Source organism: Corynebacterium sphenisci DSM 44792 (assembly GCF_001941505.1).
Taxonomy (GTDB): domain Bacteria; phylum Actinomycetota; class Actinomycetes; order Mycobacteriales; family Mycobacteriaceae; genus Corynebacterium; species Corynebacterium sphenisci.
The window spans coordinates 1695471-1713955 of sequence record NZ_CP009248.1; the positions used below are offsets into that span (position 1 = coordinate 1695471).

Sequence of the window (18485 nt, forward strand, 5' to 3'; positions counted from 1 at the left end):
TAATATGGGGCCATGCCCGCACCGCGCATTTCCCCCGGCCTGGCCCCCGGCGAGGTCCCCGGGGCCGTCACCGAGGAGCTCCGCGATTTCCTGGAGTCGCGCCGCGCCGCGGTGGCCCGGGTCGATCCGCGGTTCACCGCCGTGTTCGAGGCCCTGGCGGAGTTCACCCTGGAGGGCGGCAAGCGGGTGCGCCCGGCCTTCGCCTGGGCCGGCTGGCTCGGCGCCGGCGGCGCCGCCGGCGAGGAGGATCCGGCCGCGGTGTTCCGCGCGCTGTGCGCCCTGGAGCTGGTGCAGGCCTGCGCGCTCATCCACGACGACATCATCGACGCCTCGGACACCCGCCGCGGCCGGCCCACCGTGCACCGCCGCTTCGAGCTGGCGCACGCCAACGCCGGCTGGCGCGGCGACGCCGCCCGCTACGGCCAGGCGATCGCGATCATCGCCGGGGACGTCGCCCTGGCCTGGTCCGATGATCTGCTGCACGAGTCCGGCCTGAGCGCCGCGGCGCTGGCCCGGGCCCGCCGGCCCTGGTCGGAGATGCGCACCGAGGTCCTCGGCGGGCAGGTGCTCGACATCACCGCGGAGAACTCCGGGGAGGGCGGGGTCGCCGTCGCCGAGCGGATCAACCTGTTCAAGACCGCCGCCTACACCGTGGAGCGGCCGCTGCACATCGGCGCCGCGATCGCCGGGGCGGGTCCGGAGATCATCGACGCCTACCGGGTCTTCGGCCGCGAGATCGGGATCGCCTTCCAGCTGCGCGATGACCAGCTCGGCGTCTTCGGCGACGCGGAGGTCACCGGCAAACCCGCCGGCGATGATCTGCGGGAGGGCAAGCGCACCGTGCTGGTGGCCACCGCCCTGGACCGGCTGGCCGGCTCCGACCCGGCCGCCGCCCGGGAGCTGGACTCCCGGCTGGGCCGGGTGCGCGAGGCCGCGGACATCGACCGGCTCACCCGGATCATCGTCGACTCGGGGGCGGCGGAGGCGATGGAGGCCGAGATCGCCGAGCGCACCCGCCGGGCGCTGGCCAGCCTCGGCCGGGCCCCGATCGAGCCGGCGCACCGGGGGCTGCTGGAGCGGCTCGCGCACCAGGTGACGGTGAGGTCGCTGTGAGCCTGCGCCGGGTGCCGGGCCGCCGGGAGCGGGTCCTCGTCATCGGCGCGGGCCTGTCCGGCCTGGCCGCCGCGCTGCACCTGCTCGGCGACGGCCGGCGGGTCACCGTGGTGGAGGCCGCCGACCACGTCGGCGGCCGCTGCGCCACTGAGCGGATCGCCGCCCCCGGGGCCCCGGCGCTGCGCTACGACACCGGCGCCAGCGTGCTCACCATGCCGGATCTCGTCGATCGCGCCCTGGCCGCGGCGGGGCTCACCGCCGCCGAGGTCGATCCCGCGTTCGCCTGGGCGCCGGTGGCCCCCGCCTACCTGGCCCGCTACGCCGACGGCCGGGAGATCGCGGTGCCCGGCGCGGACCCGGCCGGCCTCGCCGGGGCCGCCCGGGCCTTCGCCGCCGCCGGCGGGGGCGATGGCGCGGCCGCCGCGGCCGGGGTCGCCGATCTCGCCGGGCTGCTGCGCCGGATGCACGACGCCGCCTTCGACTCCTTCATGGCCCGCTCCTACGACTCCCCGCTGGACATGGTCGCCGGCCCCGCCGCCCGCCGGGATCTGCTGCGCCTGGCCCGGCTCGGCGGCTTCGGCTCCCTGGGCCGGCTCGCCCGGCGCCGGGTGGGCGACGCCGATCTGGCCCGGCTGTTCAGCTTCCAGGCCCTCTACGCCGGGGTCGCCCCGGACGCCGCCCGCGCCGTCTACGGGGTGATCGCGCATATGGACACCGGCCTGGGCGTGCACTACCCGGTGGCCTCGGCCGCCGGCTCCGGCGCCGGGGCGGTGCCGGAGCTGATGGCCGCCGCGGTGCGCCGCGCCGGCGGGGAGATCCGCACCTCCGCCCCGGTGACCGCCCTGGTCCGCGACACCGCCGGGGAGGTCGTCGCCGCCGAGATCGGCGGGGCCGAACCGCACCGGATCGCCTGCGATGCGGCGGTGGCCACCGTGGACCGGCCGATCGTCGAGGACTGGCTGGGGCTGCGGCCCCGCCGCGGCCTGCGCTGGTCGCCCTCGGCGGTGGTCGCCCACGGCGCGGTGCCGGTGGCGCTCACCCGGGACTGGCCGGCGGCGCACCACCTGATCTCCTTCGGCCGGCGCTGGGCGGCCACCTTCGCCGAGATCTGCGCCCCGCGCGGCGGGCGGCTCATGGGCGATCCCTCGCTGCTGGTGACCCGGCCGGCGGTCACCGCCCCCGACCGGGTGGTGGACGGCCACGAGCCGGTGAGCGTGCTCGCCCCGGCGCCGAACCTGGACTCCGCGCCCCTGGACTGGGGCCCGCTGGCCGAACGCTACGTCGCCGAACTCGCCGGCGTCCTCGAGGATCGGGGGCTGACCGGGCTGCGCGGGGGCTGGCGGGTCGGCCGGGTGGACACCCCGGCGACCTGGGCGGCGGCCGGGATGGGCGCCGGCTCCCCCTTCGGGCTGGCGCACCTGTTCCGGCAGACCGGGCCCTTCCGGCCCCGCAACCTGCACCCGGCGTGGCCGGCGAACCTGGTCGCCGCCGGGTCCACCACCGTGCCCGGGGTGGGCGTGCCCACGGTGCTCATTTCCGGGGCGCTGGCCGCCGGCCGGCTCGGCTGCGGGGGCCCGCGATGAGCGCGCCCGCCGGGATCGGGCCCCGGGCCCGCCGCGTCCTCGCCGACCCGGCGCCGCTCGGCGCCGCCGGGGCCGCGCTCATCGCGGTGGGCTCCTACGGCGCCGGGGCGACCCGCTACCGCGGCGGCGTGGTGGAGGCCCTCGGGATGCGCTGGATCACCTACGGGCACGGCTTCGCCGCCTTCGAGACCCTGATCTGGGCCGGCGTGGCCGCCCTGCTGGTGGCCTGGCTGCGCGCCGGCCGGGCCCTGGTGTGGGCCCCCGGGCCGGAGCCGGCCCCGCCCGCGGCCCGGCTGGCCCGGGTACGCCGGCTGGTGGCCTGGTGGGCGGGGCCGCTGGCCCTGGCCGGGCCGGTGTTCTCCCGGGACGTGTACTCCTACCTCATGCAGGGCGCCATGGTGCGCGACGGCTACGACCCCTACACCCAGGGCGCGGCGGTCAACCCGGGCCCGATGCTGCTGGAGGTCTCCGCCGACTGGCGCAACACCACCACCCCCTACGGGCCGCTGCACCTGGGCATCGGCAAGTGGATCACCGCCGCCGTCGGCGACAGCGTCGGCGTCGGGGTGATCGCCTTCCGGCTGCTCGCCCTGGCCGGCTTCGCCGCGATCGTCTGGGCCGCGCCCCGGATCGCGCGGGCCCTGGGCGGCAACCCGGCCCTGGCGCTGTGGCTGGGCCCGCTGAACCCGCTGGTGCTGCTGCACCTGGTCGGCGGCATGCACAATGAGGCGCTGATGGTGGGCCTGGTCTCCCTGGCCACGGTCGCCGCCCTGGAGCTGCCCCGGCGGCGCGGCGCGGCGCTGGCCGCGGCGCTGGTCGGCGTGGCGGTGTCGCTGAAGGCCACCGCGGTCATCGCGCTGCCCTTCCTGGTGTGGGTGGCGCTGACCCGCCGGGCCCCGCTGCCGGGCCTGCGCGACGCGCTCCGCCGGCTGCCGGGGCTGCTCGCCGCGGGTCTGGGCATGACCGGGCTGGCCGTGGCGGTGCTCGCCGCGGTGACCTGGGCCACCGGCACCAGCTGGGGCTGGGTGGGCGAGCTCAGCGGCAACACCAAGGTGGTCAACCCGCTGGCCGCGCCCAGCGCGGTGGCCGGGATCATCTCCGGGGTGATGGCCTGGATCGACGATTCGGTGACCTTCAACGTGGTGGTGGCCGTCACCCGGCGGATCTCGGCGGTGCTCATGCTCGCCGGCCTGGTCGCCACCTGGGTGCTGTTCCGGGCCACCCCCCGGCGCAACATCGCCGGCAGCTGCGCCGCCTACGGGGTGATGGTGGTGTTCAACGCGGTGACCCTGCCCTGGTACTACGCCTCGCTGCTGGTGCCGCTGGGCGCGGTGCGCCCGCCCCGGTGGGTGAGCCTGGGCGCGGTGGGCGCCACCGTGCTGCTCTGCCTGTCCTTCGCCGGCGGCGGCAACAACCGCCTCTACGAGCCGCTGTGGATGATCCTGGTCACCCTCGCCGCGATCGCGGCGGTGCGCTGGCTGGACACCGGCTCCCTCCGCCCGCCGCGGTCCCGGCTCCCCGGGGGCGGGGGCCCCGCGGATCCGGCCGCGCCCGCCGGCGGGGCCGGCTCCCCCACCGCCGCGGCCGGGTCCGGGGAGGCGCCGCGATGAGGCTCTCCCCCGGCCGGCTCGCCGAGGCGCAGCGGCTCTGCCGCGGCATCACCGAGGCCAATGGCCGCACCTACGCCCTGGCCACCCGGCTGCTCACCCCCGGCCGGCGCCGCGCGGTGTGGGCGCTCTACGCCTGGGCGCGGGTGGTCGACGACATCGTCGACGGCCCCGGCGCCGCCGACCCGGCCGCCGCCGCGGGGCGGGTGCGGGCCCTGCACGCGGGCCTGCGCGCCTTCCTCGGCGATCCCCGCGGGGACCTGTCCGGAATCGAGCCCGGCGGCCGGGAGTGGCTGGTGCTCGGCGCCGCCGCGCACGAGATCCGGCACTGGGGGATCGACCCGTCGCTGATCGAGGATTTCGTGGCCTCGATGCTCATGGACGTGCCCGGCGCCGCCGAGCACCGGGACCGCTACGCCGACTGGGCGCAGCTGGCGGAGTACATGTGGGGCTCCGCGGCGGTGATCGGGCTGCAGCTGCTGCCGGTGCTGGGCACCCGGGTGCCGGCCGCCGAGGCCGCCCCGCATGCGGTGGCCCTCGGCGAGGCCTTCCAGGTGACGAACTTCCTGCGCGACGTGGCCGAGGACCTGGACCGGGGCCGGATCTACCTGCCGATGGCGGAGTGGGCGGCCTTCGGGGTGGACGAGGCGATGCTCGCCGACTGCGCCGCGCGCGGGGCGGCCACCGCGGAGGTGGTCGCCGCGATGCGGCATTTCGCGGCCGTGAACCGGGCCCAGTACCGGCGGGCGGATCCGGGGGTGCCGATGCTCACCGCCCCGGGCCGGCAGACCGTGCGCACCGCCCGGGTGCTCTACGGCGGGATCCTGGACCGCCTCGCCGAGCAGGGCCACGACCCCTTCGCCGGGCGGGCGGTGGTGCCCCCGGTTCGCCGGCTGGCCACGGCGCTGCCGCAGGCGGCCGCGGCCTCGGCGGCGGTGGCCGGCTCCGCGGCCGGCCGGGGCCTGGGCCGGCTCGGCGCGCTGCTGCGCGGCTGAGCCGGCCCAGGCCGGCGCTAGAGCGCCATCGCCTGGGCGCGGCGGCGCACCTCCCGGGCGAGATGGCCGTGCAGCGCGTCCACCGGCCGGCCCGGCAGGGAGTCGTCCTCGGCGAAGAGCCAGCGCAGCATCTCCTCCGGGGAATGGCCCCCGTCGTGCAGCAGCGCCAGCACCCCGGGCACGAAGCGGTTGACCCCGTCGTCGTCGAGGAAGGCCGCGGGCACCCGCGGCACCCCCTCGCGGGTCACCGCCACCAGGCGGCCCTCCTGGAGCAGCGCGTGCACCCGGGTGACCGGCGCCCCCAGCCGCCCGGCGACGGCGGGCAGGTCCAGGGTGGGTTCGGCGGGGTCGAGGACGTCGGCGCAGGCTGGGATCTTCTTCACGGCCGCGATGCTACCCGGCGCCGGGGCACTGGCCCCGCGACGGCGGCCTCGGCCATACTGGGCGGGTGACTGAACTGCGCGAAGGCGATCTCCTCGACGGCCGCTACCGGATCGGGCCGCTCATCGCGCGCGGCGGCATGTCCGCGGTGCACCGGGCCACCGACACCCGGCTGGGCCGGGAGGTCGCGGCGAAGGTGATGGACCCGCGCTTCCGGGAGGACGAGGCCTTCCGGGTGCGCTTCTCCCGGGAGGCCCGGGCGGTGGCCGCGATGAGCGACGAGACCCTGGTCAACGTCTACGACCAGGGCGTCGACGACGCCGGCCACGTCTTCCTGGTGATGGAGCTGGTCGAGGGCGGCACCCTGCGCGAGCTGCTGCGCGAACGCGGCCCGATGCCGCCGCATGCCGCGGTGGCGGTGCTCGCCCCGGTGCTGCGCGCGCTGTCCCTGGCGCATGCCCGGGGCATAGTGCACCGGGACATCAAACCGGAGAACGTGCTCATCGGCGCCGGGGGGAAGGTCAAGCTCGCCGACTTCGGGCTGGTGCGCGCCGCCGCGGACGCCTCGGTGACCTCCAATTCGGTGATCGTGGGCACCGTGGGCTACCTCTCCCCCGAGCAGGTCGACGGCCGGGAGGTGACCCCGGCCTCGGACGTGTACGCCGCGGGGGTGCTGCTCTTCGAGATGCTCACCGGGCGCACCCCCTTCACCGGGGACTCCACCCTGGCGGTGGCGCTGCAGCGGCTGGACCGGGACGTGCCCCCGCCCAGCGACCTCATCGACGGGGTGCCCCTGGAGCTCGACGATCTGGTGGCCCGGGCCTGCGCCCGCCGGCCGGCGGACCGCTTCGCCGACGCCGCGGAGTTCGCCGCGGAGCTGGATCGGGTCACCGCGGCCCTGGCGCTGCCGGCGTTCCGGGTGCCGGCGCCGGCCGATTCCGCGGCCGCCCGCGCCGCCGCGGCCGCCGGGGGCGCCGCCGCGGATGCCGCCGGCACCACGGTGCTGCCGGGCCCCGGCGGGGCCGCCGGGGCGGATCCCGCCGCCGGGGCGACCCCGGTGGATCTGCCGCACCCGGACGAGGCCGGCACCGGGATCCTGGACGCCCTCGGCGACCCGGATCGGCACACCCGCCTGGACCGGCCCCGGCCGCCGCTGGACTACGACCCGGACGGGGACTTCGCCGGCGCCGGGGGCGGGGACCCCGCCCCCGCCGCCGGCGGGGCGCGCCCGGCGGCCCGGCCGGCCCGGCCCGCCGCGGGCCGGCGGCGCTCCCGCACCGGGTTCGCGATCTGGCTGATCCTGGCCCTGGTGGGGGTGTTCGCGATCGGCATCGGCGCCTGGTGGCTGGGCTCCGGGCGCTACGGGGAGGTGCCCTCCATCACCGGGATGGCCCGGCCCGCGGCGGTCGCCGCGGTCGACGCCGCCGGATTCGAGCCGGTGGCCGGGGAGATGTACAGCGATGAGGTGCCGGCCGGGGTGGTCGGCGACGCCAGCCCGCCGGCCGGCACCCGGCTGGTGCGCGGCCGGCCGGTGGAGGTGCGGGTGTCGCTGGGCCGGCCCACGGTGCCGGCGCTGCCCGCCGACGGCTCCCCGGCCCGCTACTCGGAGCTGCTGCGCGAGCGCACCCTGGTGGAGCGCGCCGGGGAGGCGGTGTACTCCGATGAGGTGCCCGAGGGCAAGGTCGCCGGCGCGGAACCGGAGCCGGGCCGCACCGTGGCGGTCGGCTCCGCGGTCACCGTGCACCTGTCCCGGGGCCCGGCCCCGGTGCCGGTGCCGGATCTGGTGGGCATGGCCGAGGCCGACGCCCGCCGGGTGCTGGCGGAGGCGGGTCTGGCGGTGGCCGGGATCGAGCGCCGCTTCGACGCGCGGGCCGGTGCCGCGGAGGTGCTCGGCACCGCCCCGGAGGCGGGCACCCCGATGGCCCGGGGCAGCGAGGTGGGCCTCACCGTCAACTCCGGGGTGGAGGTGCCGGACGTGTCCGGGATGACCGAGGAGCGGGCCACCCGGGCGCTGCGCGAGGCCGGGCTCATCGTCGACGAGGTGGCGGTGGCGGCGGACTCCACCCGCGACGCCGGCCGGGTGGAGGCGACCTCCCCGGCGGCCGGGGAGGTCGTCGACCCGGAGGATCCGCGGGTGGTGCTGCGGGTCTCCGACCGGGTGGAGGTGCCCCGGCTCATCGGCCGCCGGCTGCGCGACGCCCGGGAGGTCGCCGAGCGCGCCGGCCTGGAGCTGGCGGTCACCGGCGACGCCGGCGACGGTGACACGGTGATCACCCAGTCCCCGCGGCCGGGCCGCGGCGCCCACGAGGGCGACACGGTCACCGTGCGCACCCTCTAGGCTCGCCGGCGCAGACGCCGCCGGCCGCGGACCCCCTGCGGGGTCCGCGGCCGGCGTCGGTGGCGCGCGGGCGCTAGTTGCGGAGCATCTCCGCGACCAGGAAGGCCAGCTCCAGGGACTGCTGGGTGTTCAGCCGGGGGTCGCAGGCGGAGGCGTAGCGGCCCGGCAGATCCACGTCGCAGATGTCCTGGGCGCCGCCCAGGCACTCGGTGACGTCCTCCCCGGTGAGCTCGATGTGCATGCCGCCGGGGTGGGTGCCCAGCCGCCGGTGCACCTCGAAGAAGCCCTGCACCTCGTCCACGATCCGGTCGAAGTGCCGGGTCTTGTACCCGTTGGAGGCGGAGTAGGTGTTGCCGTGCATCGGATCGCACTGCCAGATCACCTTGTGCCCGGTGGCCTCCACCGCCTCCACGATGGGCGGCAGCGCGGCGCGGACCTTGTCATTGCCCATCCGGGAGGTCAGGGTCAGCCGGCCCGGCTGGTTGAGCGGGTCCAGGCGCTCGACGTAGGCCACCGCCTCCTCCGGGGTGGTGGTCGGCCCGATCTTCACCCCGACCGGGTTGCCGATGAGCGCGGCGAAGGCGACGTGGAAGTCCTCCAGGCCGCGGGTGCGCTCCCCGATCCACAGCTGGTGCGCGGAGAGGTCGTAGAGCGCCTTCGCCCCGTCGTTGTCCTCGGCCAGGCGCAGCATCGCCCGCTCGTAGTCGACCACCAGGGCCTCGTGCGAGCAGTAGATCTGGGCGGTCTGCAGATTGGAGTCGGACACCCCGCAGGCGGCCATGAAGGACAGCGCATGGTCGATTTCCGCGGCCAGGTCCTCGTAGCGGGCCCCGGCCGGGGAGTCGTTGACGAACTCCCGGTTCCACTCGTGCAGCCGGTGCAGATCGGCGGTGCCGGAGCCGGTGAGCGCGCGCACCAGGTTCATCGCCGCGGAGGCGTTGGCGTAGGCGCGCACCATCCGGGCCGGGTCGTGCACCCGGGCGGCCTCGGTGGGCTCCACCCCGTTGACCATGTCCCCGCGGTAGCTGAGCAGCCCGTCGCCGTCGATGTCCTTCGACCGGGGCTTGGCGTACTGGCCGGCGATCCGGGCCATCTTCACCACCGGGGTGGAGGCGCCGTAGGTGAGCACCACCGCCATCTGCAGCAGGGTCTTGATATTGGCCCGGATATGCGGTTCGGTGTTGGACTCGAAGGTCTCCGCGCAGTCGCCGCCCTGCAGCAGGAAGGCCCGCCCGTTGGCGACGTCGGCGAGCTCGCCCTGCAGCCGCCGGATCTCCGGGGCGACCACGATGGGCGGCACCGACTCCAGGATCTTGCGCACCTGCCGCGCCTTCGCCGGATCCCAGGAGGGCTGCTGCAGGGCGCGCCGCGCCACGGCGTCGTCGAAGCGCTCCTGGATCCCCCCCGGCAGCGGGGGCAGATCGGGCAGTTCGGCCAGGGGTACGTCAATGGTCCAACTCACGGGGCACATCATACGGGCCCCGCCGCCGCGCGGTGGCATCGCCGCTGCCGCGGGGGCCGGGCTCAGCGCCCCCGGGCCCGCTCCCGGTGCGCCTCGATGGCCCGGAACCGGGCCAGGTTGTGCCGGGCGTCGGCCAGCGCGTCATGGCGGCCGGAGGGCTGGGCGGGCAGCGTCGGCCGGCCCGCGGCCTCCCAGTGCTGCTTCAGCTCCCGGGTGTACCGGGGCAGCCGGCGGGGCAGCCGGGTCATGTCCCCCCACAGCTGGGCGAGCACCACGTGGTCGTAGGCGCCCACCCAGGCCCACAGCTCGGGGTCCCCGCCCCCGGCGGGCAGCAGGAACTCCGTCAGCCGATCCCGGATCCGCGCCCGGGGCATCCACAGCCCGGAGCCGGGGCTGGGCAGCTGGCCGAGCACGTGGGCGCGCACCCAGGGCCCGGCGGCGCGCTCGTCGAATTCCGCGGAGACGGCGTAGAACTCCCGGCCGTCCTCGGCGACGACCCCGATCGAGATCAGGTCGATGGTGCGTCCGTCCTCGATGAACTCGGTGTCGTAGAAGTAGCGCACGTCGGCCAACCTACCGGCCGCGCCACCAGCGCAGCGCCCCGGCCGGGGCGGCGGCCTCCAGGGCCCCGCCGGGCTCGGCGCCCGCCGGGTAGCCCTCCCCCGCGGCCAGGGCCGCCTTCACCTCGGCGGAGTAGGCGTCGACGTAGGTCTGCCCGGTGAGGTTCTGCAGGGCGCGCATCAGATCGTCGGTGAGCGCCCGGGCGCAGGCGTACTCGTCGCCGCGGTCCCGGTAGTCCGCCGGGTCCAGGGGCTCGCCGATGCGCACCCCGATCCGGTGCGGCAGCACCCGCCAGGTGTTCGGCGGGTTCGCCCGCTCGGTGTTGATCATGCCCACCGGGTACACCTTCGCCCCGCTGGCCAGGGCCACCCGGGCCACCCCGGTCTTGCCCCGGTAGAGCCGGCCGTCCGGGGAGCGGGTGCCCTCCGGGTACATGCCCAGCACATCCCCGCCGTCGAGCACCTTCAGCCCGGCGACCAGCGCGTCCCGGGCGGCGTCGCCGGAGGTGCGGTCGATGGGCACCTGGCCGACCACGGTGAAGAAGAAGCGCTGCACCGCGCCGACGAACCCGGTGCCGGTGAAGTACTCCTTCTTCGCCAGGAAGGTCATCTGCCGGCGGAACACCAGGGGCAGGTAGAAGGAGTCCAGCACCGCGAGGTGGTTGGAGGCCAGGATCACCGCGCCCTCCTCCGGGATCCGCCCCAGCCCCTGGGTGCGGGGCCGGTTCCACACCCGCAGGAAGGGCCCGATGAGGATGTACTTGAAGAACCGGTACCACCAAATAGTCACGTCGAAAGCATACGGGGTGAACCCGGCCGGGGTCAGGCCGCCACCCGCGCGGCGGCCAAATCGGCCACCCCGATCATGCCCGCGTCCCCGTCGAGCACCGCGGGGGCGACCCGGGCCAGCGGCCGGTGCCCGGCCCCGGTGATCTCCCGGGCGTAGACCTCCCGGGCGCGGTCCAGGAACATGGCGTGGTCGGCGGCGACCCCGCCGCCGATGACGATGAGCTCCGGGTCCAGCACATCGGCGACCAGGGCCAGGCCGCGGCCCAGCCAGCCGGCGAAATCGGCCACCGCGGCGCGGCCGAGCGGGTCCCCGGCGGCGGCCGCGGCCATCACCGCGGTGCCGGTGAGCCCGCCACCGGCGGCCTCCTCGGCCAGCGGCCCGGCCCAGCCCCCGGCGGCGGCGAGTTCCGCGGCGGTGGTGGCCAGGGCGGTGCCGGAGCAGTACCGCTCCAGGCAGCCGCGTTTGCCGCAGGGGCACCGTCGGCCGCCGTCGACGACGGTGAGGTGGCCGAATTCGGGGGCGGTGCCGAAGGCGCCGCGGAAGAGCCGGCCCTCGTGCATGAGGGCACCGCCGATCCCGGTGCCCAGGGCGAACAGCGCCCAGGTGCCGGCGCCGCGGGCGGCGCCGAAGCGGTACTCCCCCCAGGCCGCGGAGTTGGCGTCGTGCTCCAGGGTCACCGGGCGGCCCAGCCGGGCCTCCAGCCGGTCGGCGACCGCGGCGTCGCGCCAGGGCAGGTGCGGGGCGAAGCGCACGGTGCGGCAGCCGGCGTCGAGGAACCCGGCCACGGCCAGGCCCACTCCCCCCACCGCCGCCGCGGCGTCGAGTTCGCCGACCACGTCGACGATCGCGTCCTCCAGGGCGGCCTCGGTGCCGGGGGTGGCCCGCCGGGCCCGGGCGAGCACCCGGCCGGAGCCGTCGACGACGGCGGCGCGCAGGTTGGTGCCGCCGATGTCGAAGCCGATGGCGGGTCGGGTGGGGCTCACTGCTGCTCCTGGGGGACCGCGCGGCGCGGCGAGGGGTGGACGGGGGGCGGGCCCGCCCCCCGGGGGCCCTCTCAGGCCCCGCGCGGCAGCAGGCCGGGCAGGGAGCGGAACGACAACAGGATATCGCCGCCGGCCGGCCCGCCCGAATCGGCCCGGCGGATCCGGGTGCGCGCCCCGAGGAGCTCGCAGGCGCGCAGCACCGGCGGGACGGGGATCCGGCGGGCCCAGCCGGCGTAGCGCACCACCGCCACCCCGCCGCCGAAGCGGGCCCGGGCCGGGGCCCCGCCCCGGTCGGCCAGGGCGGCGGGCAGCGGCAGCCGCAGCTCCAGCAGCAGCCGGCCGGCCCCGTCGTAGTCGGGGGCGGACAGCCGCGGGCCCGCCGGCGGCACCGGCGCGGTCCCCGGCGGGCCCGGCGGGGCCAGGTGCACCCCGGTGAAGGACGCGGCCGCGGCGACCGGGTCATCGGCGGCGGCGGGGTGCAGCAGCACCTCCCCGGCCCCGATCGCGGCGCGCAGGCCGGTGCCCCGGGCCCAGGTGCGCTCCAGCAGCCGGGCCCGCCGGGAGCGCTGGCCGAAGACCTCCGGCATCTCCCGGTGCCGCTCCACCCGGGGCTCCACCGCGTCGATCAGATCGGCGAGTTCGCCGGGGGCGTGCAGCAGCCGCAGCCAGTCCAGCTGCTCGGCGGGCGTATCGCCGAGGTGCACCGCCACCGCGGCGCCGGTGTCCTCGAATTGGCGGCGGGCCCGGGCCCACACGCCCAGCCGCTCCAGCCCGGCGACCCCGGCCAGGGGGGTCTCCGAGATCTCGAGCAGCCCGGCGGCCGCGGCCAGGTCATCGCCGGGGCGCAGCGCCCGCGCCCCGGGCGGGGCGGGCCGCGGCGGGCAGAGCAGGTGCAGCCAGGCGCTCACCCGGCGAGGTCCCGCACCCGGTCGCGCAGCCCGGCCAGGGCGGTGTCGATGATCCGGCGCTCGGCCTTGCGGCGCAGCATGCCCAGCATCGGCACCGCGGTCTCCACGGCGAGCTCATAGGCCACCCGGGTGCCGCCGGCGGGCTCCGCGCTCAGCCGGTAGCTGCCGGTCTGGCTGCGCAGCAGCTGGGAGCGCAGCAGCCGCCAGGACACCCCGGAGTCCTCCCAGTCGTACTCCAGCTCGAACTCGTCGCGCAGCACCGCGTCCACGGTGAACGCCGCCCGGCGGGGGCGCAGCGGGGCGGCGCCGGCCTCGGTGACCTCCGCGGCGGCGGTGCCGGCGGCCCAGTCGGGGTAGGCGGCGACGTCGCCGATGACGTCCAGGATCGCCTCCGGGGTGGCGTCGATGACGATCTCGGCCCGGGTTCGCTCGCTCATGGGCACCAAACTACCGCCGGGCCGGCGGGCCGTCGAGGATCGCCCGCAGCCGGGCGCCGAGCCGGTCCCAGGTCCACTGCCGCAGCACATGGGCCCGCCCGGCCCGGCCCATCGCCGCCGCGGCCGCCGGATCCGCCAGCAGCGCCCCGATAGCCCGGGCGACGGCGGCGGCGTCCCGGCCGGGCACCGCATGCCCGGTGACCCCGTCCACGATGGTCTCCGGGGCGCCGCCGGAGTCCCCGGCGACCACCGGGATCCCGCAGGCCTGGGCCTCCAGGTAGACGATGCCCAGGCCCTCCACGTCGAGGCCGCCGAAGCGGGTGCGCGCCGGCATCGCGAACACGTCCGCGGCGTTGTAGTGCGCGGGCAGCTCCGGGTGGGGCACCGCCCCGGTGAACGTCACCCGGTCGGCCACCCCCCGGCGCCGCGCCCGGCGCCGCAGCGCCGCAGCGCGCGGGCCGGTGCCGACGATGAGCAGCCGCACCCCGGGGTGCCGGCGGGCCAGCGCCGGCAGGGCGTCGATGAGCCGGTCCTGGCCCTTGCGGGTGACCAGCCGGGAGACGCAGGCCACCACGGGGGCGTCCGCGGGGATGCCGTGCCGGGCGCGGATCGCCGCGCCCGCGGCCGGGTCGGGCCGGAAGAAGTCCGCGTCCACCCCGGAGGGCAGCCGCTCGAAGGCGGCGGCCGGCCCGAAGGCGGCGGCGATCCGGCGGCGGGTGTAGTCGGAGATGAAGGTCACCGCGTCCGCGGCGGCGCCGATCCGGCGCAGCGCCGCCCGCGCCCCGGGCAGCATCGCCCAGCCCACCTCGTGGCCGTGCGTGGTGGCCACCACCCGGCGCGCCCCGGCCCGGCGCAGCGCCGGGGCGAGCAGGCCCAGCGGGGCGGCGGCGCCGAACCACACCGTCTCGACGTCCTCGGCGGCGATGATCGCCGCCGCGGCGCGGGCCACGTGCGGCAGCGGCAGCAGCACCGGGTCCGGCAGCCGGTGCACCCGGTAGGGCGCGGCGGCGTCGTGGGCGGCGATCTCCGCGGCCGGGGCCCGGGTGGAGGCGAGCACGCTCACCCGGGCGGGGTCGAGGGTGCCCAGGAAGTCCCGCAGGTAGCTCTCGATGCCGCCGGGCCGGGGCGGGAAGTCGTTGGTGATGAGCAGGGTGCGCGGGTGCGCGCACCCCGCGGGGTCGCCGGGGCGGTCTGTGGGCGAGGCGGGGGCGCCCATCGGCTAGTAGCGCACCGCGCCCTGGTAGGGCCCGCCCTGGTCGATGGAGACCACCTGCACCGGGATCCCGTAGTCGGAGGCGTGCACGATCTGGCCGTTGCCGACGTACATGCCCACATGGGTCACCCCGGGGTAGTAGCCGATGATGTCGCCGGGCTGCAGCTGGTCCCGGCTCACCGGGGTGCCGCCGGCGAGCTGCGCCTGGGAGGTGCGCGGGATGGATTTGCCGATCTGGGCGTAGGCCCAGTACATCAGCCCGGAGCAGTCGAAGGCGTCCGGGCCGGCGGCGCCCCAGGAGTAGGGGGCGCCGATCTTCGACATCGCCGCGTCCACCGCCGCCGAGGAGCCCAGCAGGTCCGCCAGGCCCTCGGTGACCGGGTTGTTCTTGGCGCGCCAAATGGCCAGCTGCTCGGGGCTGAGCGCGGACACCCGGTCCCGGACCTCGCCGGTGCGCCGGTCCAGTTCGGCGCGCTCGGCGTCGAGTTCGCCGCGGCGCGCCTCCAGCTGGTTGAGGGTGAACCGGGCCTCCGCGGCGGCGGAGGCGGCGCGGGCGTGCGCGTCCGCGGCGGCGCGCAGCCGCTCCGCGGCCCCGGCGAGCACCTCGTCCTGCTCCCGGCCGAGCCGGGCCAGGTAGGCGGTGCGGTCGATGGCGTCCTGGGCGTCGGCGGCGCCGAGCACCGCGGTGACCGGGTCGGTGGTGGCCCCGCGCAGCCGCTGCCGGACGTAGCCGGCCAGCCGGGCGCGGGTGTCCGCGGCGCGGTCCCGGGCGGTTTCCGCGGCCCGGGTGGCCGCGGTCACCCGCTCGCCCTGCTCGGCGACGAGCCGCTCCTGCTCCTCGACCTCGATGTCCAGGGCGGTGACCGCCTCGGAATTGGCCTCGGCCTCGCGGGAGAGCTCCTCCAGCTCGGCGATGATGGCCTCGGCGGTGAGCTCCTGGGCCGCGGCGGGGGCGAGGGCGCTGGCGGGGGCGGCCAGGGGCAGGGCGGCGGCCACCGCGGCGGCGGCGAGCAGGGTGCGCGGGCGGCGGATCACGGGGATGCGGGCCTTTCGGTTCTCCGGGCGGCGCCGCCCGGGCGGGCGGCGACTCGAGTAGTGAGGATAGCAATGCGCACGCCCCGCGTCGGTGTCGACGCGGGGCGTGCGGGCCACCCCGCCACTGCCGTGGCGGATGTGACTGGAGGGTCGAATCAGGACCCCCGTCGGGGGCCGTTCCGAGTGCCTCGGCGGGGGCCGGTGGGCCGTGGCCTAGTAGCGGACGGCGGAGTGGTAGGGCATGTAGTCCATGGGGGCCTCCTTGACCACGTCACCGGAGTTCGGGGCGTGGATCACGTTGCCGCCGCCGGAGAAGATGCCCACGTGGGTGGCGCCGGAGTAGAAGGCGATGATGTCGCCGGGCTGGATGGCGTTGCGGGCGACCCGGATGCCGTTGGCGGCCTGGTCCTGGGAGGTGCGCGGGATGGCCTTGCCGACCTGCTTGTAGGCCCAGGAGGTCAGGCCGGAGCAGTCGAAGGAGTCCGGGCCGGTCGCGCCCCAGACGTAGGGGGAGCCGATCTTGGAGCGGGCGGCGGAGACGATGCGCTGGCCCTGGGAGACCGGGGCGGCGGCGCCGGCCACCGGGACCGGGGCGGAGTTGATGGAGGGCACGTCCACCGGCAGGTTGCCGGCGATGCCCGCGATGTCGTCGAGGTCGACCTGGGAGCTGCCGAAGTCGACGATGTCCTGCACCGGGTTGGCGCCGGCGGCCGGGACGGCCAGGGCGGTGACGGAGGCGATGGTGGCCCCGGCGATGGCGGCGTTGCGGCCGAGGGTGGAACGGCGGGTGTGCTTACCCATGATGTGTGTCTCCAGTTTCTTCCTGATGCGTGCGGACCGGGTTAGCTGACGGGTTCGGGAGCGTGGAAGATCTCCCTACCCGCCGCGGCTGCGGCGGGATTCACCCCGAGGAGGTGGGTCCCCGGCTCGCCGACCGCGGGGGCCGGCGATTAGGCCTGTACGTCTTGGCGTCGGGGGCACCGTCTCCGGTGGACCCCTCCGCAAGGTCTCGGCAAGATTACGAAACGGGATCGCCCCGTGTCCAGCCCACGGCCCGGCGCGTCGCCGAAATCAAACCGTTACCGACTTTCAGTATTGTCGATAACAGCTCGATAACGATACCGCTCCCCCCTGTAACGCCCGCCGAAGCGGCGCCGAACCACCGCCATGCGCTGGCGGTTCACCGGTAACCGGAGCCCGGACCCGCCCGCCGGCGCGAAGCCGGCGCGCCTCGCCGACTGTTTTCATTGTGATTTGCGCCACATTGGGCTCTTCGGGGGTCCCGGCGGGCCCGCGGGCCCGCCGTCCGGGCCGCTCCTATGGTGGTCCCCGTGACGCACGCACCCCGGCAGCTGAGCCTCCCCGGAGCCGCGCCCGGCGCGGATCCGGACGAGGCCGGGCTCGGCGACGCGGCCCTGCACCGGACCACCTTCGTGGTGCTCGACCTGGAGACCACGGGGCTGTCCCCGGAACGCGCCGCCATCCTGGAGATCGGCGCGGTGCGGGTGCGCGGCGGGGTGGTCGAGGCCGAGTTCGACGAGCTGATCGACCCGGGCCGGCCGATCGACCCCCGGATCACCCGGCTCACCGGGATCGGCGATGCCGACGTCGCCGGCCGGCCCCAGATCGGCACCGTGCTGCCCCGCTTCCTCGACTTCGCCCGGGGCGCGACCTGGGTGGCGCACAACGCCCCCTTCGATCTGGGCTTCCTGCGCGCCAACGCCGCCGAACTCGGGCTGGCCTGGCCGGCCCCGCCGGTGGTGGACACCCTGCGCCTGGCCCGCGACCTCATCGACCGGGGCGAGGTCGGCTCCTACCGGCTCGGCGCCCTGGCCGCCCACGTCGGGGCCGCGCACCGGCCCAGCCACCGGGCGCTGGCCGACGCCCGGGCCACGGTGGCGGTGCTGCACCACCTCATCGAACGCCTCGCCGGCCATGAGGTGACCACCGCCGAGCAGCTGCGCCGCTTCCGCCCGGAGGTGGACCCCCGGCTGCGCGCGAAACGCGCGCTCATCGACGGCGTCGGGCACGGGCCCGGGGTGTACCTCTTCCGCGGCCCCGGCGGGGACCCGCTCTACATCGGCACCGCCGCCGATCTGCGCCGCCGGCTCACCCAGTACTTCACCGGCGCCGACCCGCGGCGGCGGATCACCGAGATGGTGCTGCTCGCCGAATCCGTGGAGACCGTCGCCTGCGCGCATGCCCTGGACGCCGAGGTGCGCGAGGCCCGGATGCTCGCCGCGCTGCGCCCGCCCTACAACCGGCAGCGCACCGAACCCGGCCGCGGCTGGCACCTGGCCGCCGCCGGCGGCCGGCCGGCGGTGCGCCGCGGCGCCGGCGACGCCGGGTCGATCGGGCCCTTCCGCACCCGCTCCGCCGCCGAGGCCGCCCGGGATCTGCTCTTCGGCCACCCCGGCTCCCCCGTCGCCGGGCTCGCCGGCCCGGCCGGGGAGGCGCCCAGCTTCGCGGAGGTCGCCGCGGATCTCGCCGAGGGCGGCGGGGCGCGGCTGGGCGCCCTGGTGGCGCGGATCGGCGCCCTGGCCGAGGCCGGCCGCTACCGGCGGGCCGCCCATGAGCGCGACATCCTCGCCGAGCTCATCGAAGCCGTGGCCCGCCGGCAGCAGCTGGGCGCGCTGGCGGCGGTGCCGCAGCTGCAGGCGGCCCGGCCCGCCGAGGGCGGCGGCTGGGAGCTGGCGGTCATCCGGCACGGCCGGCTCGCCGCGGCCGGGCGCTGCCCCCGCGGCGGCGACGCCGCCCGGGTGAGCCGGCTGCTCGCCGAATCCGCGGACACGGTCACCCCCGGCGAGGGCCCGCTGCACGGGGCGAACCCGCATGAGCTCACCGTGCTGCACGACTGGCTGCTGCGCCCCGAGGTGCGGATCGGACCGGTGGCGGGGGTGTGGGCCGGCCGGGTCGACGGCGCCGGCCGATGGCGGGCGTGGGCCGCCCGCGCCGCCGGGGCGGCCCGGGAGGCCCGGGAGTCGGACCGGGGCGCCGGCCGCCGGTGAGCGGAGCCATCCCGGGGGGCGCGCCGGCCGGTGCGCTCCTTACTAATAGGGGGATCGATACCGGCGGGCCCG

Annotated in this window: 16 protein-coding genes and 1 riboswitch; of the genes, 6 read left to right on the forward strand and 10 right to left on the reverse strand. The window is 77.2% G+C overall.

Going from position 1 to position 18485, the window contains the following annotated elements; all coding sequences use genetic code 11:
* The first annotated feature begins 12 nt into the window (after nt 1-12).
* From CSPHI_RS07710 to CSPHI_RS07725, 4 genes are read left to right on the forward strand one after another with little or no spacing between them, the layout of a single operon-like run.
* A complete protein-coding gene (locus tag CSPHI_RS07710) occupies nt 13-1113 on the forward strand; it encodes a polyprenyl synthetase family protein (protein ID WP_075692236.1) in 1101 nt (366 codons plus the stop codon).
* Nucleotides 1110-2696 (forward strand): phytoene desaturase family protein, encoded by a 1587-nt coding sequence (gene crtI / locus CSPHI_RS07715; RefSeq protein ID WP_245803290.1) that lies wholly within the window; start codon nt 1110-1112, stop codon nt 2694-2696. The genes CSPHI_RS07710 and crtI overlap by 4 nt, the downstream gene beginning before the upstream one ends.
* On the forward strand, nt 2693-4306 hold the full coding sequence (locus CSPHI_RS07720) for an alpha-(1->6)-mannopyranosyltransferase A (RefSeq protein ID WP_075692237.1): 1614 nt from the start codon (nt 2693-2695) through the stop codon (nt 4304-4306). The genes crtI and CSPHI_RS07720 overlap by 4 nt, the downstream gene beginning before the upstream one ends.
* Entirely contained in the window at nt 4303-5298 is a 996-nt protein-coding gene (locus tag CSPHI_RS07725; protein ID WP_075692238.1) for a phytoene/squalene synthase family protein, read from the forward strand. The genes CSPHI_RS07720 and CSPHI_RS07725 overlap by 4 nt, the downstream gene beginning before the upstream one ends.
* Nucleotides 5299-5315: 17 nt before the next feature.
* Here the strand turns inward: CSPHI_RS07725 and CSPHI_RS07730 are convergent, their stop codons facing one another.
* Nucleotides 5316-5690, reverse strand: coding sequence for an Rv2175c family DNA-binding protein (locus CSPHI_RS07730; RefSeq protein WP_075692239.1), 375 nt, complete (start codon nt 5688-5690; stop codon nt 5316-5318).
* Between the two features lie 56 nt (nt 5691-5746).
* On the opposite strand from CSPHI_RS07730, the gene pknB reads away from it, so the two are divergent.
* On the forward strand, nt 5747-8017 hold the full coding sequence (gene pknB, locus CSPHI_RS07735) for a Stk1 family PASTA domain-containing Ser/Thr kinase (protein ID WP_075692240.1): 2271 nt from the start codon (nt 5747-5749) through the stop codon (nt 8015-8017).
* 73 nt (nt 8018-8090) lie between these two features.
* On the opposite strand, the gene CSPHI_RS07740 is transcribed toward pknB, so the two are convergent.
* From CSPHI_RS07740 to CSPHI_RS07780, 9 genes are all read right to left on the reverse strand, one after another.
* Nucleotides 8091-9479 carry a class II 3-deoxy-7-phosphoheptulonate synthase gene (locus CSPHI_RS07740; protein WP_075692241.1) on the reverse strand — a complete coding sequence of 463 codons (1389 nt, stop codon included), beginning with the start codon at nt 9477-9479 and terminating at the stop codon, nt 8091-8093.
* A gap of 62 nt (nt 9480-9541) precedes the next feature.
* Nucleotides 9542-10042: a polyadenylate-specific 3'-exoribonuclease AS gene (locus CSPHI_RS07745; protein WP_075692242.1), complete on the reverse strand. Its 501-nt coding sequence runs from the start codon at nt 10040-10042 to the stop codon at nt 9542-9544.
* 10 nt (nt 10043-10052) lie between these two features.
* A complete protein-coding gene (locus tag CSPHI_RS07750) occupies nt 10053-10829 on the reverse strand; it encodes a lysophospholipid acyltransferase family protein (RefSeq protein WP_075692243.1) in 777 nt (258 codons plus the stop codon).
* A gap of 32 nt (nt 10830-10861) precedes the next feature.
* Nucleotides 10862-11812: an ROK family protein gene (locus CSPHI_RS07755; protein ID WP_075692244.1), complete on the reverse strand. Its 951-nt coding sequence runs from the start codon at nt 11810-11812 to the stop codon at nt 10862-10864.
* A gap of 71 nt (nt 11813-11883) precedes the next feature.
* Nucleotides 11884-12720 (reverse strand): hypothetical protein, encoded by an 837-nt coding sequence (locus CSPHI_RS07760; RefSeq protein WP_075692245.1) that lies wholly within the window; start codon nt 12718-12720, stop codon nt 11884-11886.
* Complete coding sequence (locus CSPHI_RS07765) at nt 12717-13157, reverse strand: SRPBCC family protein (protein WP_075692253.1); 441 nt, start codon at nt 13155-13157, stop codon at nt 12717-12719. The genes CSPHI_RS07760 and CSPHI_RS07765 overlap by 4 nt, the downstream gene beginning before the upstream one ends.
* 10 nt (nt 13158-13167) lie before the next feature.
* Nucleotides 13168-14373, reverse strand: coding sequence for a glycosyltransferase family 4 protein (locus tag CSPHI_RS07770; protein WP_075692255.1), 1206 nt, complete (start codon nt 14371-14373; stop codon nt 13168-13170).
* Between the two features lie 3 nt (nt 14374-14376).
* Nucleotides 14377-15405, reverse strand: coding sequence for an NlpC/P60 family protein (locus tag CSPHI_RS07775; RefSeq protein WP_075692261.1), 1029 nt, complete (start codon nt 15403-15405; stop codon nt 14377-14379).
* Nucleotides 15406-15618: 213 nt separating this feature from the next.
* Nucleotides 15619-16206, reverse strand: a complete 588-nt coding sequence (locus CSPHI_RS07780) for a C40 family peptidase (protein WP_075692269.1) — start codon at nt 16204-16206, stop codon at nt 15619-15621.
* 13 nt (nt 16207-16219) lie between these two features.
* Nucleotides 16220-16372, reverse strand: a riboswitch (cyclic di-AMP (ydaO/yuaA leader).
* A gap of 364 nt (nt 16373-16736) precedes the next feature.
* On the opposite strand from CSPHI_RS07780, the gene CSPHI_RS07785 reads away from it, so the two are divergent.
* Nucleotides 16737-18413, forward strand: a complete 1677-nt coding sequence (locus CSPHI_RS07785; RefSeq protein ID WP_245803291.1) for a DEDD exonuclease domain-containing protein — start codon at nt 16737-16739, stop codon at nt 18411-18413.
* Nucleotides 18414-18485 lie beyond the last annotated feature (72 nt).